The sequence below is a fragment of the Hymenobacter baengnokdamensis genome (assembly GCF_008728635.1).
In the GTDB taxonomy this organism is placed as follows: domain Bacteria; phylum Bacteroidota; class Bacteroidia; order Cytophagales; family Hymenobacteraceae; genus Hymenobacter; species Hymenobacter baengnokdamensis.
In genome coordinates, this window is record NZ_CP044285.1 from 348,399 (window position 1) to 372,495 (window position 24,097).

The window sequence follows — 24,097 nt, forward strand, 5'->3', positions numbered from 1 at the left end:
CGTACCTTTGCGCTTCGCATGAAGCCACCCAAGTTCAAAGACCTGATTCTGTTTGAGAACGACGATTATATCGTCGTCAACAAGCCCCCTTTTCTCTCTACCCTTGACGAGCGCATTGGCGTGGCGGCCAGCCTGCTTCGCCTCGCCCGCGAGTACGCTGCCGATGCCCAGGTAGGCCATCGCCTCGACCGCGATACCAGCGGGGCCCTGGTACTGGCCAAAAACCCCGAAGCCTATCGCCATATCTCGATGCAGTTTGAAAACCGCGAGGTAAGCAAGATTTACCATGCCGTTACCTGGGGCGCGCCGCCCCTGGAAAGGTTTGTGGTAGAGCGTAATATCGAAACCACCAAGAGCGGCAAGGCCCGCCTGGCCTTTAAGGGCAAGCCCGCCGAAACGCGGTTTACCACCCTCGAAACCTATGCCCGCCACGCCCTGGTGCAGTGCGAGCCCGTGACAGGCCGCATGCACCAGATTCGGCTGCACCTGGCGTATGTGCAGACGCCTATTGTGGGCGACCACCTCTACGGCGGCGAAGACTTTTTCCTTTCCACCCTCAAGAAGAAGTTTAACCTTAAGGAGGGCGAAACGGAGCAGCCTTTTATCAAGCGCTTTGCGCTTCACGCCAAAGAACTCGGCTTTACCGGGCTGGATGGCGAGGCCATCCGGATTGAGGCGCCCTATCCGAAGGATTTCCGGGTACTGGTCGAGACTTTGCAGCAGTACCGCTAATTCAGGCTTTTACCTGACTGGCATTTGGTAGTGTACCAAAAAAATGGTACCTTTGTGTCCGTTTTTCCCCAGCCCCGAACGGGTTGGGGTTTATTGTCAATTGTTTAGCCGGTAATTTTTTACCATCCCCATGGACCACCTGAGCTTCAAGACGACCCACGTCAACAAGGCCAACGCCCAGAAAAACTGGGTTATCGTAGACGCCAGCGTGGCCCCGCTGGGCCGCGTGTGCAGCCAAATTGCCAACATCCTGCGTGGCAAGCACAAGCCTTCGTTCACCCCCAACTCCGACTGCGGCGATAACGTGATTGTTATCAACTCGGACAAGCTGCGCGTAACGGGCAAGAAACTGACTGAGAAAGTCTATATCTCGCACTCGGGCTACCCCGGCGGCCAGAAGCAGCGCACCCTGCGCGAGCAGTTGAACCGTGATTCGCGCAAAGCCATCGAGCACGCGGTAAAAGGCATGCTGCAAGGCAACCGCCTCGGCGCCGAGCAATTCCGCAACCTGTACGTATACGCTGGCACTGAGCATCCGCACGAAGCGCAGCAGCCGCAAGTATACGAGCTGAAAAACCTGTAAATCTTTTTTAAATGTGAGAAATGTGCTTGATGTGGAAATGTGAAAATGAATTGGTTAATTTAAATAATTAGCTTAATTACCCTCACTTCTGCCACATTTTCACATTCCCCCACATTCTTTTTATTTCTCACATTAAGTTAATGGCAGCTACTAACACCTCTGGTAGAAGAAAAACCTCGGTGGCCCGCATCTACATGCAGGCCGGGCAAGGGAATATCACTATCAACAACCGGGACATGAAGTCCTACTTCGCCAACGAGCTGTTGGAGAACATCGTGAACCAGCCGCTGGCCACCCTCGAGCAGGTGGGCCAGTACGACATCAAGGTGAACGTGAGTGGCGGCGGCATCGCCGGCCAGGCCGAGGCTATCCGCCTCGCCATTACGAAAGCCCTGGTAAGCGACAACGAGGAAGTTCGGCCCGCTTTGAAAAAAGAAGGCTTTATGACCCGCGACCCCCGCATGGTCGAGCGGAAGAAGTTCGGCAAACGCAAAGCGCGCCGCTCGTTCCAGTTCTCTAAACGCTAATATTCGAAGCAGACTATCATGGCTCAGTCCACCACCTATAAAGAGCTGCTTGACGCAGGTGCCCACTTTGGCCACCTTACGCGCAAGTGGGACCCGAAAATGGCGCCGTATATCTTCATGGAGAAGAACGGCATCCATATTATCGACCTTAACAAGACCCTGGCTTCGCTCGATTACGCCGCCAATGCTATTCGCAACATCGCGAAGAGCGGCCGCAAAATCATGTTCGTCGCCACCAAAAAGCAGGCGCAGGAAATTGTGCAGACGGAGGCGACCCGCCTCAAGATGCCGTTCGTGACGGACCGCTGGCTGGGCGGGATGCTGACGAACTTCGCCACCATTCGCAAGTCGCTGAAGAAAATGGCTACCATCGACAAGATGGTAAAAGAGAATACGGCCTACGCCGCCCTCGCTAAGCGCGAGAAACTCATGATGAACCGTGAGCGCGAGAAGCTGGAGCGCGTCATGGGGGGTATCTCAGACCTGAGCCGCCTGCCCGCCGCCCTGTTCGTGGTCGACGTGAAGCGCGAGCACATTGCCGTAAAAGAGGCGCAGAAGCTGGGCATCCCGGTTTTCGCCATCTGCGATACCAACTCGAACCCCGACCTTGTGCAGTTCCCGATTCCGGCCAACGACGATGCATCGAAGTCGATTCAGTTGATTATCAATGTTATCGGCAAAGCCATCGAAGATGGCCTGTCGGAGCGTAAAGTTGATAAGGAAGACGCTGACCGCAAAGAAGCCGATGAGGCTGCCATTGCGGAGAAAACCGAAGCTGACAACGAAGCATAAGCCGCTTTTCTAAGCTTGACGAAAGAGGGAACGGTCGAGGCAAGTGCTTGGCAGTTCCCTTTTTCTATGTAGCGCGGACTTTCAGTCCGCGACCAGCTGAATTAACCTTCATATTTCACCACCATTCGCGGACTAAAAGTCCGCGCTACAACTATGGCCGCTATCACCGCCGCAGACGTAAACAAGCTTCGCACTATGACTGGTGCAGGCATGATGGATTGCAAAAAAGCCCTGACCGAAGCCAACGGCGACTTTGAAGCCGCCCGCGACATTCTGCGCAAGCAGGGTCAGAAAATTGCCGACAAGCGCGCCGACAATGCCACTTCGGAAGGCCTGGTGCTGGTAAACGTGAGCGCCGACGGCACTACCGGCAAGCTGGTAGCTCTGGCTTGCGAAACCGAATCGGTAGCCAAAGTAGCCGATTTCCGGGCGCTGGTGCAGCAAATCCTGGACACGGCCGTGAAAACCAACGTGGGCACCAAGGAAGACCTGCTCGCTGCTAAAGAAGCCGACGGCCGCACCGTGCAGGAGCACATTACGGAGCTGACCGGCAAAATCGGCGAGAAGCTTGATTTGACCTACACTACCCTCACCGCTGAGAAAGTGGCTTCGTATATCCACTCGGATAACAAGAAGGGCGTGCTCGTGGGCCTGAAAAACGTAGGGAGCGCCGACGTGGCCGCCATTGGCCGCGACGTAGCCATGCAAATCGTAGCCATGAAGCCCGTTGCCGTTGACAAAGACGGGGTGGATTCGGCTACGGTAGAGCGCGAAATTGAAATCGGCAAAGAGCAGGCGCGCGCCGAAGGCAAGCCCGAGGCGATGCTGGAGAAAATTGCCCAGGGCAAGCTCAACAAGTTCTATAAGGAGAACACCCTGCTGAACCAGGAATTTGTAAAAGACAACTCGCTGACCATCGCGCAATTGCTCGACAAGCAGTCGAAAGGCATGACGGTATCGGACTTCAAGCGCGTAGCCATCGGCGCGTAGCTTTTAGCCTGATTTGTGTTAGCAAAAGAAAGCCCGCTGGCATTGCGCCAGCGGGCTTTTTATTTATCTACTGGTGGGCCATCATAACCAGACCATTTAGTATCTCCGCAAATCACTTCCTTAACAATGCTCGTTCACGGGTCGAAATAGATAGTTGTGCCGGTTCTGGCAAATAATGGGACATCATATTCTAGAGAGCCGTCCGCTATCACATGATGCGTGCCGTCTCGGTCATCCATGATTCTTTCTGCTTGCTCTACTGTCATTCCGGGCTGTACTAATTGACATTTCTTTAAATATTGAACAGCGCTGACATTCTGGTAAAACTTAAAACACAATACCAGTACCCCGACCCCTACCAAAGCGAGAAAAATGTTCTTGGCTGTCATACTTAAATTTAGAGTTGTTACTGTTGATTTTTCCACGCCCGTACCCTAGCCCGCGCATTCTGGCGCACGTTGAGGTAGAAGAGATTATAATCGACAATATGGTAGGAGGCGGCTAAATCCTTCTCGCCGGGAATGTGCAGGTGGCGATAGCCGGGCGGGTGCGTGGGGTTGGCCCAGAGTAGGCCGTGGTGAATCTGAGCGCCGGTAACGTGCGGGTCGATGCGCTTGAAGGTGAGCGGCACACCGCCCCGGTTGAGGCTGGCTGGAGCAGCGGCCGAGTCGAGCGTCCAGGTGAGCGGATTGGTGACCAGCAGGCCGCGATAGGGCGCAAACTCGGTGCCGCGCGAGGCCGTATTCCAGGCAATAATGCCGCCGGTCTGAAGCGAGTCGCGCAGGGGCGGCAGGTGCTGGTACTCGTGCGGCTTAACTTTTCTGCCCACCAGGTAGGCGGCAATCAGCTGCTTACGCAGCTGAGGGTTATCATCAATCAGCTCGTGTAGCAGGCGCTGGGCGTGCATAGTGCCCTGGCTGTGACTGGCGATAATGAAAGGACGGCCGTGATTATAGTGCTTGAGATAGTATTGAAAGGCCGCCTTCACGTCGGCATACGCCAGGTCGAGTGCGAGCGGGCTGGACGGGTTCTTCGTAGCAAAAAAGCTATATAAGGTGGCCTGCCGGTAGCGCGGCGCGTAGAGCCGGCCGACATCGTAAAATAAGCTGGCCTGATTGCGCAGGCAGGTACGGTCGGTGAAGCGGCGCAGGCGACGCAGCCGCAGTGGGGCATTCCAGTAGCCCAGCCGCCAGAAGTAGGTAGTTGGGTGCACGTAGAAGACATCGGCTACCGTGTCGGCTGGCGTAAAGGCAGGACGCGGCAGGCCGGGCAAACGCTGCTGCGCGGCCGTGCGGTGGCCGGGCAGGGCGGCCCAGCTTGTGGTATCGGCATAGTTGGGTGCCGGCCCAGCGGCCTCGACCGAAAATTTATGAACGGGCCGCAAGATATTCAGGCAGCTGTTTAGCACCCCGCATACACCAAGGCTGGCGACCGCCACTACCCGCCGACTACTAGCCTGGTACACCGCTAAGGGTTTTTAGTAGCCGCCGAATCGATAGGCACGGGCTGGTTGGGCACAGCTGCTGCTTTAGCCGGTGCCGTAACAGGCTTTGCCGAATCGGCCCGGAGCTGGCTGGTGGCCGGCGCGGCTACCGGGCGGGCGGCGGGTGCTACCCGGATGGTTTCGGGCGCGGCGGGCGGCAGGGTCAGCTGCTCGGCCTGAGGACCAACTTCGGGAGCTGTCATGGTAGAGTCGGCGGCCGTTTGGCTGGTGCTGGTGAGGTGCTCGTCGGGGTTGGCAGGGCGGTCGATAAACAGGTACAGCACGATGCCCAGCAGCACCAGCACCCCACCCACAATAAAGACCAGGTTGAGCGGATTGCGCCGCTCTTCGGCCGGCGGCAGCGACCGCTCTTCAAACGAGAGCAGGCTGGGCGCCGCCGAAGCCAGCCAATCGGGCGCAGCTACCGGTGGCGCGGCTGGTATGGCCTCCGTCGAAATGGCAGCGGGCAGGGGGTTGGCTGGCGCAACGGCCTCAGGTTCAGGAATGGATGCTTCGGGCACCGCTGGGGTGGGCGGCCCATCGGTACCGGACGGCGTAGCTACGGGCAGCGCCGGTTCGATGCCGAAAATAATCTGCCGCTTCAGCGTTTCGAACTCCGGCGCGGTAATGGTGCCGGCATCGAGCATTTCCTTGAGCTGCCGCAGGGCGGCAAGAGACGAGTTGGCATCGGACGGGCTCATAGCGAGTGCAAAAATGCGGAGAATTTATTTGTGGTCGACCGCCGACAACCGGGCGCGCCGACGCTCCAGAATCTGGCTACTGGTTTGGTGCAGCTGGCCATTGCTGATAAGCTGCACACTATCCTGGCGCAGCAGCAGGGCATTGGACTTATTCTGGCGCAGCAGCTCGTCGATGCGCTTGAGATTGGCGGCGGTGTTGCTGCGCGTCGATTCGATAGCACGGTTCAGCTTATCCTTTTCCTTGTCTACGGCCGCTACTTTCGCTTCGGCCTCGGCCACCTGCTGGCGGTAGGCATTGGTGCGGGCGGCGGGCGCGTATTTTTCGAGCATATCCTGCAGATGCTTAAACTCGGCAGCAGTCAGGTCGGGCGAGAAGAAGGTTTTTTCGCCAAAGCCCCCAAAAAGCGCTACTTCCGTGGTGGAGTCGGTAAGGGCCGTGAGGGCTGCGTATAAATCGACGGGCCGGCTCGAAATGGCCGTGCCGGCTACCTGCTTGGCCGCGATAGCCGTTTTCTTGCCCAGCAAACCGGCCAGGCCGCTTTTAAACGAGATGCGGTACGAGTCTTTCATAAAAGACTGAAAGAAATCGCGGGTTTCGTCGACCGAGCCATCTACTACCACATTGACGCTGGATTGTGAGCGGCCGGCGTAAGGCAGCTGGCCCTGCCGCACTTCGTAGAGCTGCGCCCAGGCCGGGGCAGCGCCCAGTAAGCAAGCCATTAGCAGCAGGAAGCGGAAATTAAACATAGTAAAAATCTGATATTAAGAAAAAACTAGCGCTCGTCGTGCCGGGCAAAGGCGGCGCGCATATCCTGCTGCATGTGCTGAAACCGGGCTACGGCGGCGGCCAGAAACTCGTCGTCAAGCAGCTGCCGGATTTCTACGTCGGGGGGCGCAATGCCGGTGAGGTCGAGCTCACTCACTTTGTAGGTTTGCTCCAGTGGGCCCTGCTCCAGCTTGAGCAGGTACTTGCCGTTCCAGGCCAGCAGCGTGATTTTGACCTGGGGAAACGGAATATCGGCAACGTGACGCATGAGTTGGGAAGAAGAGAACCGGCCGAAGATAGTACGCCTACCCGGCCCTGGCGGTTAAACTCGACTTTAACGCCGCTTCCCGGCGGGGCGTATAAAGGGTACACCGGCCCCGCAGGCCAGGCTTTTCCATCACCTTTTACACTCTACGACCATGCCCCAGGGAGATAAGTCGAAATATACCGACAAGCAAAAGCGCCAGGCCGAGCACATCGAGGAAGGCTACGAAAAAAGAGGCGTTGACGACAAGGAAGCTGAAGCCCGCGCCTGGGCCACGGTAAACAAGCATGATGGCGGTGGCAAAAAAGCCGGCGGCTCGGGCCGCAAATAATGCGTTTAGCTTCTGCAGAAGACCCTCTGACCCACACTGCCTGAGTCGGAGAGCCTTTTTGTTTTTAACTGCCAGCTACCTCAAGCCACTAAGGCTTCGGTGACGCGGCTCAGGTCGCTGCTTACCTTTTGCAAAAAAGCCAGCTGCTCGGCCAGGGTACGGTCGGGCTGGGCGGCTTCGGCACTGGCATCGGCCCGCACGTCATTTTGCAGCGCTACTGTCGGCACGCCTGCAGGCTCGGGCACGATGGCCGCAGGGCCGGCCAGACTCTTCAGGCTTTTGCTAAGGGCGGCCTGGGCGCTGGTGAGCACCCGGCGGCTTTCGGGCGGCACGGGCGGGTTGGGGGTGCTGGCATCTTGCCAGGTGGTGGTAAGGGCTGAGATATTGGCCGACAAAATATGGTTAAGCACCACAAATTCGTGCACTTCGGTGGGGTGGCGGCGCGTACGGCGCGGCTCGGAAAGCATGCGCTGGAAAGCTGCCGCCAGGTTGGCGGAGGCCACGTACACGTCTTTGCGCAGCAAACGATAGGTAGTGGGCGGCACCTCGCGGCCGGCCAGGCGGTCGGCCAGCTGGCGCAGGTAAGCCAGGTTGGCGCGGAGCGTAGCGGCGAGCAGGTTGGGCAGCTGGTCGGCTTCCCAGCGCGGAAACAGCAGGTAACCCGCAGCCAGCGCAATGGCGCAGCCCATGGCAGTATCGGTCAGGCGCTCGGCAATCACGCCCAGGTAGCCCAGCCCCAGAAAGCTGAACATGATAAGCAGGTAAGCCGTCAGAAATATTACCGTTACCAGATATTTTGTGCGCTGAAAAGAGTACGCGATAACCATAAACACGAGCAGCAGCCCAAAGTGCACGTCGCCATTGGGCACGGCCCACATAATGAGTACGCCCAGAGCCCCGCCACCCAGCGTGCCGGTGATACGCTGGATATTACGCTCGCGGGTGAGGCTGAAGGCTGGCTTAAGCATAAACGTCACCGTCATCAGAATCCAGTAGTTGTGCTGGCCATGCCACAGAAATTCGGCCACGATATAAGCCACGGCGCAGGCCACCGTCATGCGCACGGCGTGCCGGAACACCGACGAGCTCATGGTCAGGTTTTCCGGAAAGGCACTCCACTCCAGCTCCTGCCGGGCCACAAACTGTCCGTGGCTGGCCACGCGCCGCGGGTCGGGCGCGGTAACAGCTGCCTGGGCTTCGTCGAAGTAGCGCCGGATGCTGCTCACGCGCTGGCTTAGGTCGCGCAGGTTTACCAGTATCTTTTTCAGCGCCAGCGTTCGCTGGCCCGGCGCGGCTTCGGCACCAGGCAGAGCATTGATGCGGGCTTGCAGGCGCGTGAGCTCGGGCAGGCGGTCGGGGGCCGGGCTGCCGTAGGCGCGGTTTACCAGAATGGCACTACCCAGGTAGTCGAGGTCGGTGGCCAGGCGGCCGATTACTCCCTGGATATCGGCCAGCACGCCCGTGCTGCCGAAGGCTGTGCGCAGGGCAGCATAGTCGTAGTAGCCCGCCGTGATATGCTCATACAAGTCAACCGTTTCGGTAAAGGTGAGCACCAGGCGACGGCCGGCGCTGGTACTTTCGCTGACAATCTGGCGCGAGCGAAAAATAAGGTCACGGACGGCCTCCTGCTTCTCATTCACTACCACCTGCTGGGCGACGAGCCGGCGATACGCCTCTTCGAGGTCGGTAGCAGCCCCGTAAAACGTTGCTTTAATCGAGAGAAACTCGGCTACGGCGTGCAGGCACTCCCCCAGCGCCTGCTGCGCCGCCCGGTAGGGCTGCACGTGGCCTTGCAGCAGCGCCAGCAGCAGGTACCAGCCGCCGCCCAGAGCCAGCAGCACCGAGTGAAAAACAATGGCGCGCCACCCCACCGGCGCGTGCGCCAGCGTGAGCACCATGCCCAGCAGCGTAGCCGAGCCTACCGAGCCCGCCCGCGCGCCCCACACCAGCAGCATAGTCAGCCCAAAGCTCAGCCCGCAGATGGCCAGGCCCAGCCAGAAGCGGTGCGGTGCCAGCCAGGCCGTGAGCAACGTGCCCAAAAACACCAGCACCAGGGCGGCCAGCAGGCCATTGCGGCGGTGCAGCAGCGGGCCGGGCGTGTCGGTTACGCTCAGGCACACGGCCCCGGTCGAGATGGTAATACCGGCCGCAAACTGCCCCCACTGCGCCCCCAGCACTGCCGGCAGCAAAATAGCCAGCGTCGTGCGCAGCCCATCGGAGAAGTGCTGGCTGAAGAAGAAATACGAAAGGTCGCGGCGCGACACGCGGGGCAGGGCAAACGGCATGGCTGCCCGAAAGTACGACGAGGAAGGAACGAGGTTAAGCCGGCGTGCCACGAGCAGCCGCTCCTGCCCCAACGGCTGCTCGTGGCACGCCGGCTATTATTGAGCTGCTGACACCACTAGCCGCGAATAGTACACCTGTCTTTCCAACAGCTGCAACAGCTACTACACAACTTTGCCACGACACTTGCCCGGAAACCGTGGTTTTCGGGCAAGTGTCGCGGCAAAGCAGGAGGTACAGCTATTGCTTGAGCAACTGGCTCGTGCGCAGGTTTCCTTCTTCGTCCCGAATCAGAATCAAATACACGCCTGGCTTAACGCCTTTCAGACTAAAAGGCTGGTTGGTAATGCCGGTTTTCAGCAGGCTGCCGGTGATGGTATATAGCGAAAACTCTTGCTTGCTCTTCCAGCCCACCAGCACTTCATCTGCCGCCGGATTTGGGTAAATACTAAGTACTGGCAGCGCTTCCGCGCTTAGCGTTGCCAACGGGCCTGCCCCGGTATAGACAGTGCTCATGTAGTACAGGTTTGCGGTGGAGCCCTTGGTGATTTGGTGAGGCCCAACCGAGAGCGTCGTGGTTAGTCTACCGGCGCTTACCGTCTGGCTGGTGCCGTCTATCTTAATAGTTCCGCTGAATGTATCATTGAATACCAGCGTCAATGTGGCGACATCCGTTGTCGTAAAGGAGATAGCCGTTGCCGACTCCAGCTTCAGCGACTGCGTCAGGGTCAGGCCGTTATAAGTTACCGTTCCTCCCGAAGTCGACAGGTTGCCGGTGATGGTGTAGAACGAGCTGGTAGTGCCGGCCAGGGTAAAATTGTGCACCATACCGGTAGCGGTAGAGCCCGTACCCGTGCCGGTACCACCTCCCCCGGTTGTCGAGGTTCCGTCGCCCTGAACCGAAACCAAACCGGTCTTGTAGTTGGTGAGCGCGGTTTTCAGGGGGCCATTCACTGCCGAGGAGGCATCATCGACCGCGTTGTTGAAGGCCCACTGGAAATCGCCGCCATTGATGCGCCCTGCGTTCTGCATCACCTTTGCCTTGGCCGCATCGGGGCTATCCGGCGTGTAGGCATACATAATGGAGGCGTTTGTATCAAAGTTGTTGTAGGTGTTTTTGCCATACACCGATACAATGGAGCTTGGAACCGTTTCTGCTCGGGTAGCTACCACGTACGCATCAAAGTCAACCGTTGAGTTGGGATAGCCGGCGGCGCCATAAGGCACAAAGCGCTGCTGCCCTACCATGTAGTTGTTGAATGCCTTGATGGTACCGCCATCTTCATTGGAGAAGATTGGCATATTTTTATAATCATTTACTTGCGTAACTGGATTATACACATCCGTGCCCTGCATAGAGGTCAGCATCGGATAGTGGCAATTGCGGAAGTAATTGTTTTCCATAAATACAGAAGAGCCCATTGTTGAGCCGGCCCCGTATTTCGCATTGCCATCGTAGTAGTTATTGTAAACGTGAGCCGAATAAAAACGAACCCGGGGATGGCGGGAGTCCGAATGGTCATACCAGTTGTGGTGATAGGTAATGTAAAGCCCTTGCGTGGTTCCTTCGCTCAGGCCCAGCAGGTTAGACTTACCCGTATCCCAGAAATGGTTATAGGAGAACGTGATGTAGGTCGACTTTTTGGTGTCCAGCGCGCCGTCGCCCTTGATTTGGTCGGGGTCGCTGCCCGCATCACCGTAAAAGAAATCGACATTGTGCACCCAGATATGGTCGTTATCCTGCTGAAGGCCAATACTATCTCCCTCGTCACTGTTGCAGTTCATCACGCCGATGTTGCGTATCTCGATATTGGACGCGCCTTTCATCCGAATTCCCCAGCCATCGGCCGTGGCATCGTTGCCAACTCCTTCCAGGGTAATGTACCCGGAGGCGAAATTGTTGTTCTCGATAACGATATCGCCGGCCTGCAGGTAGCTGGGGTCGGTAATCTGCCCCACCATACGCACTATCAGCGGGCGCGTGTCCTTGCCTTTCTTGAAGCCCTCCAGAATTGTCTGCAGCCCCACGCACGGGTTGATAGTCGCCCCTGCTACGTTGAGGGAAATGGTATTCTTGGTGTTTTGCGTGATGTAGAGTATCACCGCATTGCTTTTCACGGTGCCGTCGGCATTGTAGGCGCCCGGCACCCGGCCACCGCTGAAGGCAAACCCGGTACGGTCATGGGCCTGCACCGATAAAGCGCTGGTCACCGTGGCGGTCGCTTCAGCCCCCGAGATTACGGGCACAACTTTGAGCGTATACGTTCCGGCCTTCAGGCCCAGCGCATCAGCCCGGTAAAAGGAGCCGTAGTTTCGGATGAGCTGGTTATCCAGCTTCTGATTTACAACGCCTTCGCCGCTGTAGTACACATTGTAGCTCTGCGCATTCGCAACTGGCTGCCACTTCACATACGCCGATTCGAGCCAGCCCGCTGATTCCAGGATAGTTAACGCCTGAGCACGCAGGGCTACAGGAGCTAGCAGTAAGAGTAGGCAAAGCAGTTTTTTCATAACCTGAAGCTTTTTTGGTGGGCATCGGCAAGCCCCGGCAGTGGGACCGGCTTGCACAAACCTAGCCGCTAAGCTTCAGAAAATGAGCATTTGATGAGATAAAGGCGCACCTTAATCTACGCAAACGTTGTCGGCAACGTTACCAGACAAAAAAGCGCGAACCTGCTGCTGATTGTCCATTCAGCATTTTATGCTATTGCTGCGGCAGCCAGGCGCGTACCCTATTTCTGACCATGGTTCGCGTGCCTGGCAGGCGCTAAAGCAGAATAGAGGCCAGCGCGTAATCGGCCAGCAAAATGGAAATAATGGAGTTGGTCACGGCCGCCGTGCTGGCTTTTCCTACTTCGAGCGCGCCTCCCTTGAGCGTGTAGCCCTTGTAAGACGAGATGGCCGATACGAGGAAGGCAAACACAACTGATTTGATGAGCGCAAACAGGACAGTGTAGGGCTTGAAGGCGTAGCGCAGGCCCTCGATATAGTCGGCTCCGGGCATGGTACCCGATACCTGGGTAGCCACGTAGCCGCCCAAAATACTCAGGTTCATGGCCAGAATAACAAGCAGCGGAAACACGAAAAGCGAGGCCAGAATGCGCGGCAGCACCAGGTAGGAGGCCGAGTTGATGCCCATCGCGTCGATGGCCGAAATCTGCTCGGTAATGCGCATCGTGCCCAGTCCGCCCGCAATGGCCGACCCGACCTTACCAGCCAGCACCACCGAGATAATGGTAGGAGCCAGCTCCAGAATAGTCATCTCGCGCACCATAAAGCCCACTGTGCTCATGGGAATAAGCGGATTGACCATGTTGTAGGCAATCTGCACGCAGGTAACCGCTCCGATAAAGGTTGATACCAGCCCTACAATAAAAACGGAATCGGTGCCGATATCCACGGCTTCGTCCAGGGTTCGCTGCCACAGCACCTGGCGGCGCTCGGGCCGGGTTAGCATCATTTGCATCAACAACACGAAGCGGCCAAACGCAGAAATCGGCCGGGGGTATCTATACATCACCTAAGGATAAGTACGAGCCGCAAAGGTACGGGGCAGAAGGAGGCAAAGCGCGCCTACCCAGCCTGACGCAGAGGCGGCGCTTTTATTTTACGTCCCGCTCACGCTTTCTAGTAAAGCACGCCCTCCACGGGCTGCACGGGCCGGGGCAGCTCGGTTTCGCCCAGCAGCTCGCGCAGGTCGATTTCGATGCTGCGGCAGATGGCCGACATCGGCACGTCGTTTACCTTATTATCAAAGGGATTTTCGCTGTTGTGGCCGACCAGCTCAATCGTGTTGAATACCCAGCTAACGGCGGCCGCGAAGGGCACCATCAGCCAGACGTGGAACGGGCCCAGCGCCACGCGGCTATCAAACTCTTCGACCAGGCCCAGGGGCAGCAACAGGCCAAAAATCCAGACAAAGACGTAGCTAAAAAAGGCGTACTGGCGCGGGAAAGGCGTGTTTTTAATGCGCTCGCAGGCTCCCTGCGCGTTCAGCAGCTCCTGAATAGTACCCATCAGGGCTACGTGGCGGAACTCGGTGAGCAGACCCCGCTGGTGCAGCTCCAGCACTTCTTTGCTCTGGTGGCGCAGCAGGTGCGTGGGCGGGTTGGCGGTGGTGGCGAGGGCGCGGTCGGCGGGGTCAGACAAGAAAGGGGCTACTTCGGCGTCCCAGCGCTCGGCCGTTTGGCGGCGCAGGTGCAGGCGCAGGGCATTGCACCAGGCCAGCTGCCGGTACAGCAGCCGGCGGTGCAGCTCGGCCAGCTCGGCGGCGGGCAGCGCATCGCCCCCCGGCACTAGCTGCACAAAGTCGAACACCCGCAGCGCCCACGCGCGGGAGGTGTTTACAATAGCCCCCCACAGCTGCCGGCCTTCCCAAAAGCGCGCATACGAGCCGTTGCTTTTAAAGCCGATGTAAAAGGCCACGGCCGTACCCAACAGCGCCACCGGCTGCCAGGGTATATCGAGCCAGTGAACGTCTAGCGGCCCATAGAGCAGGCAGATGAACGCGTCGTAGCTGGCAAAGATGAGCAGTGGCTGCCAGCCATATTGGCGCCACACAAAAAGCGGGTGAAGATTTTGCCGAATGTACATGAAGCTGAAGCTTGATTAGCCGTAATTTCAGCAAAAAACACTGCCGCCGCCGTGGCAGTACCTTCTTTGCCGGAGCAACGCCCCGGCCCAAAAGTGCTTTGGGTGAGGCCAACTGCCCCCTTTACCTGCCAGCCCTGGTTATTGTTGGCCGATTACTTCATTTTTAATCCATGTTTAATCTCCGCCCCTACGCCCTGCTGCTTGCCCTGGCCGCTGCTATGCCCGCCCTGGCTCAAAAACCTGCCAAGCTTACGTACACGCAGGATGACCCCAAACGCGTTTATGAGGCCGTGGAGCAGCCGGCCGTGCCCAAAGGTGGCCCCGCCGCCTACGCCGAGTACCTGCAAAGCCACCAGAAATACCCGACGGCAGCCCTGCAGGCCAAGCAGGAAGGCACGGTGCAGGTGAGCTTCGTGGTAGAGCGAAACGGCACCGTAGACGAGGTGAAAGTGGTGCAGCCCGTGGCCCCGCTGCTCGATGCCGAAGCCATCCGGGTTATTAAGGCGGCCCCCAGGTGGACGCCGGCTCACAACCACGGCCAGACAGTGCGCCAGCACGTTACGGTGCCGGTGAGCTTTGTGCTGGCGCCCGGCTCGGGCGAGGTCGTCGAAATTCCGGCCGCCGGCAGCCCGGCGCCGGGCCGTCCGCTGCCGCCCGGCGCCGTAGCCGCCGCGCCCGGTACGAGCTCGGTAGTGGGCACGGCCGCCAATGGGGCAGCCATTATCCGACCCGAGAAGTCGGCCCAGCCGGCGGGCGGCAACGCGGCGTTCTTCTCCTGGATTGCGGCCAACCAGAAATACCCCGACCTGGCCCGTAAGCGGCACATTCAGGCCAAAGTGCCCGTCGAGTTTACCGTGCAGCCCGATGGCTCGCTCACCGACGTGCGCGTGGTTCAGAAGCACGGCTCGGGCCTCGATGAAGAAGCCGTGCGCCTCATCAAAGCCGCCCCGAAGTGGGAGCCGGCCACTTACCAGGGCAAGCCGATAAAGCAAAAGATGACCTTGCCGGTTATTTTCCAGCTATAGGCTCCTTCTACTCATGCCCCCCACCCTCGCTCTTCCTGTTTCAAGCGGCTGCATCTGGCCGCATCAGCAACGCTACCGCCAAGTGGCCCAGGCCACTGCCCAGGCGCTGTTCGATGCCCTCGACGACGACCTGCACCCCTACGTTATCGTGCTGGGGCTGCCCCACGATGCGGCGGGCCACCTGCCCATCTGCCAGGAGCCGGCCGAAGCGGGCCTGCCCACCGAGGCCTTTGCCGGGGCCGTAGCGCAGGGCCTGGCCAGGCACGCGGCCGGCCGGGTGCACATTGCCATGCCCACCGAGGAAACCATGAGCCCGGCCATGCTGCGCATGCGCTACGAAAACCGCAGCATCCGGGCCGTAGTGCAGCAGATTCTGGACGACCTCAACGACCAGGCCATCTACCAGCATTTTACCGGCTGGCCGGTACGGCTCGACGATTATTATGTTTTTACTATATTAAGGGTTAATCGCAAACCGCTGCGCTCGTATCCTTCGCTGCAACCCGACCGCTATTACACCGACGGCCGGCCGCTGGCCAACTCGCTGCTGGTGGGGGCCATGTTTCGCTTCAACGAGGAATGTGTGAAGTGGCTCAATGAGCCCGAACCGGGTGCAGGCTTTCTGTTTCGTCCCCGCGAAAGCGAAGAGCTGCTGCGCGCCGCCGGCAAAAGCCTGCTCGATACGCCTGCCCACGCCATGGGCGCCGACCCCGGCGTGGCCCGGCTGTTTTATACCCTAAATACTATATCCAGCCTGCGCTATGAAGGCGGCGAAGGCGTGGGCCGCCTGCTGCTGGCGCGGCGCGGCCATCCCAACGTGGAGGAGGTTTTTGCCCTCACCTGCCCCACCCAGCTGAGCGATTACCGGGCCGTGCGCAAGCTGCTCGAAATGGCCAGCCACGATGTGCACCTGCTGGCCGATGGCGAAAAAGTATATGCCCTGGGCCGCCAGGTGGGCCACTACGACCCCAGCCGCGAAGACTTGTTCGAGATTCACTTCGTCACGCACTATGCATGGGAGTTTGCCCACGCCGGGCAGATACTGCTGCGCTCGCGCTACGGCCTGCCCACCCTGCCCCGGCCCCGCCTCAACCTTAACCGCTTTCGGCGCGACCTCAAGCGCACCTTCAGCATTACGCGGCCCGATAAGGTAGAGCACCTCTGGCAGGTAGTGCTCGAAGCCAGCCGCCAGCCCAAGGGTACGCTGCTCGTCATTACTACCGAAGCGCTGGCCGAAGCCGACCGCCTCAAGCTGCAATGCACGCTTATCGAGCCGGTACCGCTTACGCCGCTCATCACCCAGCTCATCACGGCCATCGACGGGGCCGTACTACTCGACCCCGAAGGCTATTGCTATTCTATCGGCGTTATTCTCGACGGGAAAGCCAGCGGCCACGGTACCAGCACGCGCGGGGCGCGCTACAATTCGGCCGTGCGCTACGTCGATAGCTCGCCTTACCCCTGCCTCGTAGTAGTGGTGAGTGAGGACGGCATGGTGGACGTGCTGACCAAAGAGAACCTGGCTGAAGCCCGGCAGTAAACCAGCAAAAAATCTACTAGCTTTTGCCAAGGCCACTCTGCTTCGCCCGAAACGACCAGGTGACGCGAAAGACCGCTACCACGTCGCCGGCTTCGTCGTGGCCGGTGCTGGTGGCCACGACGCTGCGGCCCTCGCCGGTGGCGCGGCTTTCGGCCACCGCCTGCGCAATGGCCGCGCCATCGGCACAGGTGAAGGTAATGGTGCCCACGGCTTTTTTGCTGAACTCGGCCGTGAGGCCCACAACCAGCATCGATACCGGGCCGCCGCTCTGCACGTGCATCATGGCCTGAATACCCGAAGCCAGCTCGGCCGCCATTGCCAGGCAGGCAAAGTAGATGCTCCGAAAGGGGTTTTGGGTGAGGTACTTATACCGAATAGTAACAGTGGCGGCTTCCGGCGTAAGAGCTCGCAGCCGCAGGCCGGCCAGCCAGGCCATCGGCAGCTTGCGCAGCATAAACAGCCGCAGCCGGGCGGGGCTCAGCACCTGGCGGCGAAACGCAGCGGCTGCCGGAGAGTCGGCCGCCGGCATGGGAGAAGGAGTCATGACCACAAGGCACCGGCCGAAACAGACGCAGCCAGCGCCGCGAAGCTAGGGCTTTTTGACGCGCCGGGCCGGAGCTTTCTTAACCACCAGCTCCTTGTAGCCAAACGTGGGGTCAGTTTCGCGCCCAAACTGCAGCTCCGGCAGCGCGCCCAACACAATTTCGGCCGTGGTATAAATGCGGCAGCCATCGAGCAAATGGCCGCCCAGCGTACGGCCCGTGCTATCGGCCACGGCCAGGTGCAGGTGCCCGCCCGCTGCGGCCGATAGCGTACCCACCAGCGAGACAATCTCAAAATGCCCGCGGTAGTGCGTGGCGTTTTCCTGGTTGGCCAGGCGCAGGCTCACTTCGGTAAGGCTACCGACGCAGGTAAGTACGGCAACAGCCTCCAGGTGGTGAGCAGCTACGAAAGCCGTAAGCTGCTGGCGCAGGTCGGCGCCGGGTTTCAGGCGTAGCGCGTAGGCTTTGAGCGGAGAGGAAGGAACCACGGCAGCGGTTGTTTGCGCCTGCACCGTGCCGGCGAGCAGCCCGAGCAGTAGCAACGAAAGAAGTTTCAGCACCGCGCAAAGCTAAGCGGCGAGCGGCCGGGCAGTCCGGCGATTTCTCTCTTCCCGGCTTTTATTTGCTAAATCGCACCGTGCCGTAGCGCACCTTAATATTCACATTGCCGGCACCGGGCGCCGGCACCCGGCCGCCGTACACCCCCAGCACATCGGCAATGCCCTGGCTCGTCTCGCCCGAGGAAAGCACGCGCACCTGCTTTTTATCGACCAGCAGCTGGCCCTGCTCGGTGCTTACGTCAAAGCGAAAGCTCGGGGTAGCCTCGGCAAACCCCAGCCGAATGGTACTATAGCCGCCATCGAGGGTTATCTGGCGGAAGTTGGCTCCCATGTCGCGCACTTCAAAATCGGGGCAGTAGCGCACGGCCATATCCAGGCCTTCGCTGAGCTTTCCTACGCTAAAGTGTGAGTAGCCCGATGAGCCCCGTAAGGTGCGCACGGTACCCAGCGCCACATCGCCGTATTTGCTGTGCACCGTCAGGTCGTGCACCGTGCCCATATCCACATCTGAGTAATTGGTGCGCAACTCAATCTGCTCACCGGCTTCCAGGCGCAGGCGGGCGTAGTCGGCTTCAAAGCTGGCCTGGCGGGCATAGGGCAGCGTTGCGTCGCCGTTGGCAATATGTACCACGTTGCCGGTGCCGGCCAGACGGCCGGTGCGCAGCGTGCCGTAGTTTACGGTGAGCTTCGCCGGCCCCTGCCAGTCGCTGGCTACCGCCACATCGGCAAAGCTGGTGGTCACGCACAGGGCGGTAGTGCCGGGCAGCCACACGGTGTAGTTTACCTCATAGCGGCAGCCGCCCCCGCTGCATTTACCCTTCAGGGCCGGCCCAAACTGCGAGTTGACGGCTACCCCACCCGTGCGGGCATCGTACTCAAGCCACTGCACACTCAGGCCATCGAGCAGTTGGTTGGCCGCCACGGCTGTTTCGGCGCGAGCTATCAGCTCGGCTTCTACCTTCATTTCCGGCTTGTCCCAGCTACTTATGCGCACGTGGCCGTACCGGGTGTCGAGCGAAAAAGCCTGCCCCGCCTTCACTACCCGAAAGCTGCGGCTGATGCGCCGCCGCTGCTCAATGGGCGGCGTTTTTTCTTCCTGCACCGGGCTCGGCTGCGCGGCCGGGCTCTCCTGTCCCCCGCCGGCAACAGGTGCTATATAGTACATCATCTGTACCCGGTCAGCAGGCCGCTCGGGGGCAGTCTGGCCCAGCACGGGCCGGCTTAGCCCAACCACTAGCAGCCCCAGTCCGGCCAGCTGAAAACTGCGCTTAGTGGTCATTCCGGCGCATTACATTATCGGCGATTCCCCGGCTATCGGCCAGCACATACTCGCCATTGGCGGAAGCACTGCCGCCAGCCAGGTCGGCCTGGTCGCTGCCGTGCAGCTGTAGCTGCCGGTCCAGAATATCGAGCCTGATTTGCAGATTGCGGTTCATCGCCGTCAGCACTACTTCGGGCTGCGGATGACGGGGCAGCTCGCGCTTCAGCTGCTGATAGCTCGAATCGAGGCCAATAAGCTCACGCGTCCACTCGGCCGTGGCAGACGGCGCAAGCTGGCTAAGCTGCGTTTGGCGGTCGGTAAGCTGCGCAATGTAGTAGCGCTCCATGCCGTGCACGGCCGTGTCAAGGCGGGCATCTACGTCGGTGCCCCCCTGGCTGGCGGCCAGCACACTGGCATCAGGCCCCAGGTATAAGGCGGCGTCGGTAGCGCTGCTGCTGGTTTCGGTGTGCTGGCTGGCTACCGCCGGGCTATGCTTGGTTTTCCAGGCTTCCCCGGCGCCTGCCGCAATTATCAGCGCCGCCAAAGCTGCCACAAGGCCATAGCGCTGCCAGCGCTCAGCCTTATAGGCTGGCTGCGTGGCCACCGGCTCATGCACCCGCGGCAGTTCGGCATCCTGGTTTACAAATACACTCATGCGCGGCGACACCGCTTCGGCGCTGCTGTCGCCGTGCAGCTGCTTTTCGAGGGCCGCCCACAGCTCGGGCCGGGGCTCGTGCAGGTCGAAGTCGGCCCGGTGCCGCTCCGCGTAATTTTCTAGTGACTGACGATTAATAGGTTCCATAATGAATAGGGTTCCGCCTCAACGCGGAGTAGAACGATTGCGCGGGGCTAATACGAGTGCCACGCCGCAACGGCTGGTAACTTGGGGTGGGTAGGAGAAGAATTTGCTAAAGCGTAATGCTAGTCTGCTAACTCAGGCCGCGCTGCATCGCCAGCTCGCGCAGGCGCTGCCGCGCCCGGCTGTACTGCGACTTCGAGGTCGATTCGGTAATGCCCAGAATGCCGGCTATTTCGAGGTGGTCGTAGCCTTCCAGCAGGTAAAGCGAGAGCACCACCCGGTAGCCATCGGGCAGCTCCTGAATGCAGCGCCGCAGCACGTCGGCCCGGTACTGCTGCTCGTCGGCATCGTCGGCGGCGTGCGGCGACGCCAGCTCGGCGGGGGCCGCGTCGTGGTGAAAGTCTTCGAGCGGCACCAGCTGCAAGCGCCGCTGCCGCAGGCAATTAATACTCTTATTGACTACAATCCGCTTGAGCCAGGCTCCGAACGACGAGTCGCCCTTATACCCGCTCAGCTCCCGAAACGCGCTCAGGAAAGACTCCTGCAATACATCCTCCGCCTCAGCATAGTCGCCCGTGATACGCAGCGCCGCGTTGAACATGGCCTTCGAGTAGCGGCGGTACAGCTCGGCCTGCGCCTGCCGGTCGTTTACGCGGCACCGCTCTACCAGCGGGGCATTAATATCGATATAGGCAACGGCTTCCATAGGCAAACTCGGCTAACAGTAAAGCGCAAAGGTCGGTGGCTTTCCGAAATTGTACCCTAACAGACAAAGCGCACGCGCGTCGGGTTGCACTGTGTGGCGATAATGATTACCAGCGCACGAAATACATATAAAATTTCATATATTATAAATCGACCTCCCTACTCCTGCGTCCGCTGCTGAAGCAGGCGCACTACCAGGCCCGTCCAGCCGGTTTGGTGGCTGGCCCCGAGGCCGCGGCCATCATCGCCATGAAAAAACTCGTGAAACAGCAGGTAATTTTTAAAATGCGGGTCGTGCTGCAATAGCGCCGAGTTGCCGAAGGCCGGCCGCTTGCCAGTAGCATCCTTCAGCAGCAGCCGGGCCAGGCGCTCGGCCAGGGCATCGGCTATTTCCTTGAGGTTGTGCTGCTGCCCCGAGCCCGTCGGATACTCTACCGTGAAGGTGTCGCCATAATAGGCATAAAACCGCTGCAACGACTCGATAATAAGATAGTTGACCGGAAACCAGACCGGCCCGCGCCAGTTGGAGTTGCCCCCGAACATATCCGATTCGGCCTCGCCTGGCACGTACGTTACCTTGAAGCTTGCTTCTTCGGCCTGATACTCATACGGGTGCTCAAGGTGGTAGCGCGACAACGACCGGATGCCGTGGTCAGACAGAAATTCGGTCTCGTCCAGCATCCGCGCCAGCACGCTTTTGAGGCGGCTGCGTCGCATCAGGCTCAGCAGGTGGCGGTGCGTGCCCGTCCCCAATTCCTGCCAGCGGCTTACCTGGCCCACAAGGTGCGGCCGGTTTTCTATCAGCCACTGAGCCCGGGCCGTAAACTGCGGCATGGCATTGAGCAGCTCATCCTCAATCACTTCTACTGCAAACAGCGGAATCAGGCCCACCATAGAGCGAATGCGCAGGCGCGACCGCGAGTCGTCGGGGGTGTGCAGCACGTCGTAGTAAAACTGGTCTTCCTCGTCCCAGAGGTTAAAATCGCCGCCCCCACCACGTGTCATCGCATAAGCAATGTGCAGAAAGTGCTCGAAGAACTTACTGGCCATTTCCTGATACACGGGGTTGGTTTTGGCCAGCTCCAGCGCCATGCGCATCAGGTTGAGGGCAAACATGGCCATCCAGCTCGTGCCGTCACTCTGCTCAATCTTTCCGCCGGTGGGCAGCGGGGCCGAGCGGTCAAACACGCCGATGTTGTCCATCCCCAGAAAGCCCCCCTCAAAGATGTTGCGCTCGTCGTGGTCTTTGCGGTTTACCCACCACGTAAACGTCATCACCAGCTTCTGAAATACGGCTTCCAGAAACGGGGTGTCGCCGTTGCCGCCGTTAAGCTTACGGTCCATCTGGTACACCCGCCACGTGGCCCAGGCGTGTACCGGCGCATTCACGTCCTCAAACTTCCACTCGTAGGCCGGCATCTGGCCGTTGGGGTGCAGGTAGCCGTCCTGCGTCAGCAGCCGCAGTTGCTGCTTGGCAAAGCTGGCATCAACCATCGCCAGCGGCAGGCAATGAAAGGCTAGGTCCCAGGCCGCATACCACGGATACTCCCACTTGTCGGGCATTGAGATGATGTCGGCATTGTGCAAGTGGCGCCAGCTTGAGTTGCGGCCCTTCTGCCGCTCCTTCGGCGCGGGCCAGGCCGGGTCGCCGTCGAGCCACTGGCTTACATCGTAGTAATAAAACTGCTTGCTCCAAAGCATACCGGCAAAGGCCTGCCGCTGCACATTGCGGGCATCAGGGTCAGCCACGCCCTCCTGCACGCAGTCGTAAAACACTTCAGCTTCATGCTGCCGGGCGGCAAAAAGCTCGTCGAAATTCGCAAAAGGCGTATCGTGTACCGGCTGGCTCAGGCGCAGACGTACCACCTGCGCTTCGCCCGGTGCCGTCGTAAACACGTAATGCGCCGCCGCTTTCGTACCCATCCGCGCTGGGTTCACCGCTTTCTGCCGGCCGCCTACCAGAAAGTCGTTAATACCATCCTTAAAGTAGGATTCGCCGGCTGGTTGGCGGCCCAACAGGCTCGTATTGGTTTCATTCTCGCAGAACAGCAGCTCGGGCTCCTGGTCATTATATAACTGGTACTGGCCCAGCTCCCAATGTGTCGCCTGCACTACCCCGGCCGCTACCTGGCGCAGCTCGGGGCGTCGGTCGTCGTTGCCCCAGGCCCAGGTATTGCGAAACCATAGCTGCGGCAGCACGTGCAGGATAGCAGCTTCCGGCCCGCGGTTGTGCGCTGTAATGCGTACCAGTATATCGTCGGGCCCGGCCTTGGCATATTCTATAAATACATCGAAGTAGCGGCTCTCGTCAAAAATACCCGTATCCAGCAGCTCGTACTCCGGCTCCAGCCGGGTGCGCCGGCCATTCTCCGCAATCAGCTTTTCGTACGGAAAAGCCTGCTGCGGATACTTATAAAGCATTTTCATGTACGAGTGCGTGGGCGTACTATCCAGGTAATAGTACTGCTCTTTTACATCCTCCCCGTGGTTGCCCTGGCCGTTCGTGAGGCCAAAGAGCCGCTCCTTCAGCTGCTCATCCGCCCCATTCCAGAGTCCAATGGCAAAGCATAGCCGCTGTTTATCGTCGCTTAGCCCCGCAATGCCTTCTTCTCCCCAGCGGTACGCATACGAGCGCGCCATCTCGTGGGTGATAAAGTCCCAGGCATTGCCATCGGCGCTATAGTCCTCGCGCACCGTGCCCCACTGCCGCTCGGTAAGGTAAGGGCCGAATTTTCGCCAGCTCGCTGTATGGTTATTGGCTTCCGCCAGACGTCGCTGCTCTTCCATTAATATAGTAAATTTATAATATTATTCTTATCCGCTTCCACCCGGCCTCCAGCCCCTGGGTTGCCTAATCGGTTTACGCCGCTTCTATCTTCTGCCACTCGTAATACTGGTTCTCACGCTCACAGTTGCCTTTGAGCACGTTTTACGATAAGACAGGCGTTACATCCTCAATAGCGCACAAAAAAAGGGACGTGCCGTGAAGCACGTCCCTTTTTCTATTACGTAGCAGCAGACTACTCAGCGGCAGCTTGCTCGCGGGTTTCCCCGTTGGTCAGCGTGTCGGTAGCCGTGTCAGCCGGAGCCGACTCGGTAGTAGTGGCAGCCGGAGCATCAGCCACTACAGCGGCCGACGTACCAGCTTCATTACCAGCCTCCGACTTGCCACCCCGACGACGCGAACGACGGGTAGTGGTAGTTTTAGCTTCAGCGGCATTCTTGGCTTCGAGCAGCGTCTCATTAAAGTCAACCAGCTCAATGATGCACATATCGGCGTTGTCACCGGCGCGGGTAGCGCTCAGCTTCAGAATGCGGGTATAGCCACCCGGACGGTTGGCAATCCGGCCGGCAATCTCTCCGTACAATTCCTTGATGCTCTCCTTGCTTTGCAGGGTAGCGAAAACAGTGCGGCGCGAGTGCGTCGTATCGTCTTTAGCCTTAGTCAGCAATGGCTCCACAAACTGGCGCAAAGCTTTAGCTTTGGCAACCGTCGTAGTTACGCGCTTGTGAAGAATGAGCGACGAAGCCATGTTCGACAGCATCGCGTTGCGGTGGGAGGCCGTACGCCCCAGGTGGTTGATTTTTTTACCGTGTCTCATCGGACAATTTAGTTAAA

24 protein-coding genes are annotated in these 24,097 nt (G+C 59.4%); 8 read left to right on the top strand and 16 right to left on the bottom strand.

Annotation, left to right across the window (positions count from 1 at the left end):
• The first annotated feature begins 18 nt into the window (after positions 1 to 18).
• The 5 genes from F6X24_RS01395 (at position 19) to tsf (ending at position 3,624) form a co-directional block, all read left to right on the top strand.
• A complete protein-coding gene (locus F6X24_RS01395; protein WP_151085977.1) occupies positions 19 to 732 on the top strand; it encodes an RluA family pseudouridine synthase in 714 nt (237 codons plus the stop codon).
• 130 nt (positions 733 to 862) lie between these two features.
• Positions 863 to 1,315: a 50S ribosomal protein L13 gene (gene rplM / locus F6X24_RS01400; protein WP_151085979.1), complete on the top strand. Its 453-nt coding sequence runs from the start codon at positions 863 to 865 to the stop codon at positions 1,313 to 1,315.
• 140 nt (positions 1,316 to 1,455) lie between these two features.
• Complete coding sequence (gene rpsI, locus F6X24_RS01405; RefSeq protein WP_151085981.1) at positions 1,456 to 1,842, top strand: 30S ribosomal protein S9; 387 nt, start codon at positions 1,456 to 1,458, stop codon at positions 1,840 to 1,842.
• Between the two features lie 18 nt (positions 1,843 to 1,860).
• Positions 1,861 to 2,634, top strand: a complete 774-nt coding sequence (gene rpsB, locus F6X24_RS01410; protein WP_151085983.1) for a 30S ribosomal protein S2 — start codon at positions 1,861 to 1,863, stop codon at positions 2,632 to 2,634.
• A 153-nt stretch (positions 2,635 to 2,787) separates the two neighbouring features.
• Complete coding sequence (gene tsf, locus F6X24_RS01415) at positions 2,788 to 3,624, top strand: translation elongation factor Ts (RefSeq protein WP_151085985.1); 837 nt, start codon at positions 2,788 to 2,790, stop codon at positions 3,622 to 3,624.
• Between the two features lie 134 nt (positions 3,625 to 3,758).
• Here tsf and F6X24_RS01420 read toward each other — a convergent pair whose 3' ends face one another.
• From F6X24_RS01420 to F6X24_RS01440, 5 genes are all read right to left on the bottom strand, one after another.
• On the bottom strand, positions 3,759 to 4,013 hold the full coding sequence (locus F6X24_RS01420; protein ID WP_151085986.1) for a hypothetical protein: 255 nt from the start codon (positions 4,011 to 4,013) through the stop codon (positions 3,759 to 3,761).
• 17 nt (positions 4,014 to 4,030) lie between these two features.
• A complete protein-coding gene (locus F6X24_RS01425) occupies positions 4,031 to 5,008 on the bottom strand; it encodes a DUF3089 domain-containing protein (protein ID WP_191906411.1) in 978 nt (325 codons plus the stop codon).
• An 83-nt stretch (positions 5,009 to 5,091) separates the two neighbouring features.
• The gene (locus tag F6X24_RS01430; protein WP_151085990.1) at positions 5,092 to 5,808 is read right to left on the bottom strand and encodes an SHOCT domain-containing protein; all 717 of its coding nucleotides are present in this window, start codon (positions 5,806 to 5,808) and stop codon (positions 5,092 to 5,094) included.
• A 24-nt stretch (positions 5,809 to 5,832) separates the two neighbouring features.
• On the bottom strand, positions 5,833 to 6,555 hold the full coding sequence (locus tag F6X24_RS01435) for a hypothetical protein (protein ID WP_151085992.1): 723 nt from the start codon (positions 6,553 to 6,555) through the stop codon (positions 5,833 to 5,835).
• Positions 6,556 to 6,581: 26 nt separating this feature from the next.
• Complete coding sequence (locus F6X24_RS01440) at positions 6,582 to 6,842, bottom strand: hypothetical protein (protein WP_151085993.1); 261 nt, start codon at positions 6,840 to 6,842, stop codon at positions 6,582 to 6,584.
• A 151-nt stretch (positions 6,843 to 6,993) separates the two neighbouring features.
• Here F6X24_RS01440 and F6X24_RS18825 point away from each other — a divergent pair, with 151 nt between their 5' ends.
• A complete protein-coding gene (locus tag F6X24_RS18825) occupies positions 6,994 to 7,170 on the top strand; it encodes a hypothetical protein (protein ID WP_191906412.1) in 177 nt (58 codons plus the stop codon).
• A gap of 80 nt (positions 7,171 to 7,250) precedes the next feature.
• Here F6X24_RS18825 and F6X24_RS01445 read toward each other — a convergent pair whose 3' ends face one another.
• The 4 genes from F6X24_RS01445 to F6X24_RS01460 all read right to left on the bottom strand — a co-directional run bounded on the left by F6X24_RS01445 (position 7,251) and on the right by F6X24_RS01460 (position 14,046).
• A complete protein-coding gene (locus tag F6X24_RS01445) occupies positions 7,251 to 9,455 on the bottom strand; it encodes an FUSC family membrane protein (RefSeq protein WP_151085995.1) in 2,205 nt (734 codons plus the stop codon).
• Positions 9,456 to 9,693: 238 nt separating this feature from the next.
• Positions 9,694 to 11,964 carry a pectate lyase family protein gene (locus F6X24_RS01450; RefSeq protein ID WP_151085996.1) on the bottom strand — a complete coding sequence of 757 codons (2,271 nt, stop codon included), beginning with the start codon at positions 11,962 to 11,964 and terminating at the stop codon, positions 9,694 to 9,696.
• 256 nt (positions 11,965 to 12,220) lie between these two features.
• Positions 12,221 to 12,970, bottom strand: a complete 750-nt coding sequence (locus F6X24_RS01455) for an MlaE family ABC transporter permease (protein ID WP_191906413.1) — start codon at positions 12,968 to 12,970, stop codon at positions 12,221 to 12,223.
• A 110-nt stretch (positions 12,971 to 13,080) separates the two neighbouring features.
• Positions 13,081 to 14,046, bottom strand: coding sequence for a bestrophin family protein (locus F6X24_RS01460; protein ID WP_151085998.1), 966 nt, complete (start codon positions 14,044 to 14,046; stop codon positions 13,081 to 13,083).
• Between the two features lie 170 nt (positions 14,047 to 14,216).
• On the opposite strand from F6X24_RS01460, the gene F6X24_RS01465 reads away from it, so the two are divergent.
• On the top strand, positions 14,217 to 15,071 hold the full coding sequence (locus tag F6X24_RS01465) for an energy transducer TonB (protein WP_151086003.1): 855 nt from the start codon (positions 14,217 to 14,219) through the stop codon (positions 15,069 to 15,071).
• A 13-nt stretch (positions 15,072 to 15,084) separates the two neighbouring features.
• A complete protein-coding gene (locus tag F6X24_RS01470; RefSeq protein WP_151086005.1) occupies positions 15,085 to 16,611 on the top strand; it encodes a diadenylate cyclase in 1,527 nt (508 codons plus the stop codon).
• Positions 16,612 to 16,627: 16 nt separating this feature from the next.
• Here F6X24_RS01470 and F6X24_RS01475 read toward each other — a convergent pair whose 3' ends face one another.
• The 7 genes from F6X24_RS01475 to rplQ all read right to left on the bottom strand — a co-directional run bounded on the left by F6X24_RS01475 (position 16,628) and on the right by rplQ (position 24,080).
• A complete protein-coding gene (locus tag F6X24_RS01475) occupies positions 16,628 to 17,155 on the bottom strand; it encodes a PaaI family thioesterase (protein ID WP_229725278.1) in 528 nt (175 codons plus the stop codon).
• 45 nt (positions 17,156 to 17,200) lie between these two features.
• Positions 17,201 to 17,713 (bottom strand): PPC domain-containing DNA-binding protein, encoded by a 513-nt coding sequence (locus tag F6X24_RS01480; protein WP_151086007.1) that lies wholly within the window; start codon positions 17,711 to 17,713, stop codon positions 17,201 to 17,203.
• 58 nt (positions 17,714 to 17,771) lie between these two features.
• The gene (locus tag F6X24_RS01485) at positions 17,772 to 18,992 is read right to left on the bottom strand and encodes a hypothetical protein (RefSeq protein ID WP_151086008.1); all 1,221 of its coding nucleotides are present in this window, start codon (positions 18,990 to 18,992) and stop codon (positions 17,772 to 17,774) included.
• Entirely contained in the window at positions 18,982 to 19,776 is a 795-nt protein-coding gene (locus tag F6X24_RS01490) for a hypothetical protein (RefSeq protein ID WP_151086010.1), read from the bottom strand. The genes F6X24_RS01485 and F6X24_RS01490 overlap by 11 nt, the downstream gene beginning before the upstream one ends.
• Positions 19,777 to 19,903: 127 nt before the next feature.
• Complete coding sequence (locus tag F6X24_RS01495) at positions 19,904 to 20,479, bottom strand: RNA polymerase sigma factor (protein WP_151086012.1); 576 nt, start codon at positions 20,477 to 20,479, stop codon at positions 19,904 to 19,906.
• A gap of 158 nt (positions 20,480 to 20,637) precedes the next feature.
• Positions 20,638 to 23,265, bottom strand: coding sequence for an MGH1-like glycoside hydrolase domain-containing protein (locus F6X24_RS01500; protein ID WP_151086014.1), 2,628 nt, complete (start codon positions 23,263 to 23,265; stop codon positions 20,638 to 20,640).
• A gap of 233 nt (positions 23,266 to 23,498) precedes the next feature.
• A complete protein-coding gene (rplQ, locus tag F6X24_RS01505) occupies positions 23,499 to 24,080 on the bottom strand; it encodes a 50S ribosomal protein L17 (RefSeq protein ID WP_151086015.1) in 582 nt (193 codons plus the stop codon).
• Between the last annotated feature and the right edge of the window lie 17 nt (positions 24,081 to 24,097).

Coding starts and splice junctions, on each gene's coding strand:
- F6X24_RS01395 (WP_151085977.1), top strand. CDS start 19: ATGAAGCCACCCAAGTTCAAAGACCTGATTCTGTTTGAGAACGACGAT.
- rplM (WP_151085979.1), top strand. CDS start 863: ATGGACCACCTGAGCTTCAAGACGACCCACGTCAACAAGGCCAACGCC.
- rpsI (WP_151085981.1), top strand. CDS start 1,456: ATGGCAGCTACTAACACCTCTGGTAGAAGAAAAACCTCGGTGGCCCGC.
- rpsB (WP_151085983.1), top strand. CDS start 1,861: ATGGCTCAGTCCACCACCTATAAAGAGCTGCTTGACGCAGGTGCCCAC.
- tsf (WP_151085985.1), top strand. CDS start 2,788: ATGGCCGCTATCACCGCCGCAGACGTAAACAAGCTTCGCACTATGACT.
- F6X24_RS01420 (WP_151085986.1), bottom strand. CDS start 4,013: ATGACAGCCAAGAACATTTTTCTCGCTTTGGTAGGGGTCGGGGTACTG.
- F6X24_RS01430 (WP_151085990.1), bottom strand. CDS start 5,808: ATGAGCCCGTCCGATGCCAACTCGTCTCTTGCCGCCCTGCGGCAGCTC.
- F6X24_RS01435 (WP_151085992.1), bottom strand. CDS start 6,555: ATGTTTAATTTCCGCTTCCTGCTGCTAATGGCTTGCTTACTGGGCGCT.
- F6X24_RS01440 (WP_151085993.1), bottom strand. CDS start 6,842: ATGCGTCACGTTGCCGATATTCCGTTTCCCCAGGTCAAAATCACGCTG.
- F6X24_RS18825 (WP_191906412.1), top strand. CDS start 6,994: ATGCCCCAGGGAGATAAGTCGAAATATACCGACAAGCAAAAGCGCCAG.
- F6X24_RS01445 (WP_151085995.1), bottom strand. CDS start 9,455: ATGCCGTTTGCCCTGCCCCGCGTGTCGCGCCGCGACCTTTCGTATTTC.
- F6X24_RS01450 (WP_151085996.1), bottom strand. CDS start 11,964: ATGAAAAAACTGCTTTGCCTACTCTTACTGCTAGCTCCTGTAGCCCTG.
- F6X24_RS01455 (WP_191906413.1), bottom strand. CDS start 12,970: ATGTATAGATACCCCCGGCCGATTTCTGCGTTTGGCCGCTTCGTGTTG.
- F6X24_RS01460 (WP_151085998.1), bottom strand. CDS start 14,046: ATGTACATTCGGCAAAATCTTCACCCGCTTTTTGTGTGGCGCCAATAT.
- F6X24_RS01465 (WP_151086003.1), top strand. CDS start 14,217: ATGTTTAATCTCCGCCCCTACGCCCTGCTGCTTGCCCTGGCCGCTGCT.
- F6X24_RS01470 (WP_151086005.1), top strand. CDS start 15,085: ATGCCCCCCACCCTCGCTCTTCCTGTTTCAAGCGGCTGCATCTGGCCG.
- F6X24_RS01475 (WP_229725278.1), bottom strand. CDS start 17,155: ATGACTCCTTCTCCCATGCCGGCGGCCGACTCTCCGGCAGCCGCTGCG.
- F6X24_RS01485 (WP_151086008.1), bottom strand. CDS start 18,992: ATGACCACTAAGCGCAGTTTTCAGCTGGCCGGACTGGGGCTGCTAGTG.
- F6X24_RS01490 (WP_151086010.1), bottom strand. CDS start 19,776: ATGGAACCTATTAATCGTCAGTCACTAGAAAATTACGCGGAGCGGCAC.
- F6X24_RS01495 (WP_151086012.1), bottom strand. CDS start 20,479: ATGGAAGCCGTTGCCTATATCGATATTAATGCCCCGCTGGTAGAGCGG.
- F6X24_RS01500 (WP_151086014.1), bottom strand. CDS start 23,265: ATGGAAGAGCAGCGACGTCTGGCGGAAGCCAATAACCATACAGCGAGC.
- rplQ (WP_151086015.1), bottom strand. CDS start 24,080: ATGAGACACGGTAAAAAAATCAACCACCTGGGGCGTACGGCCTCCCAC.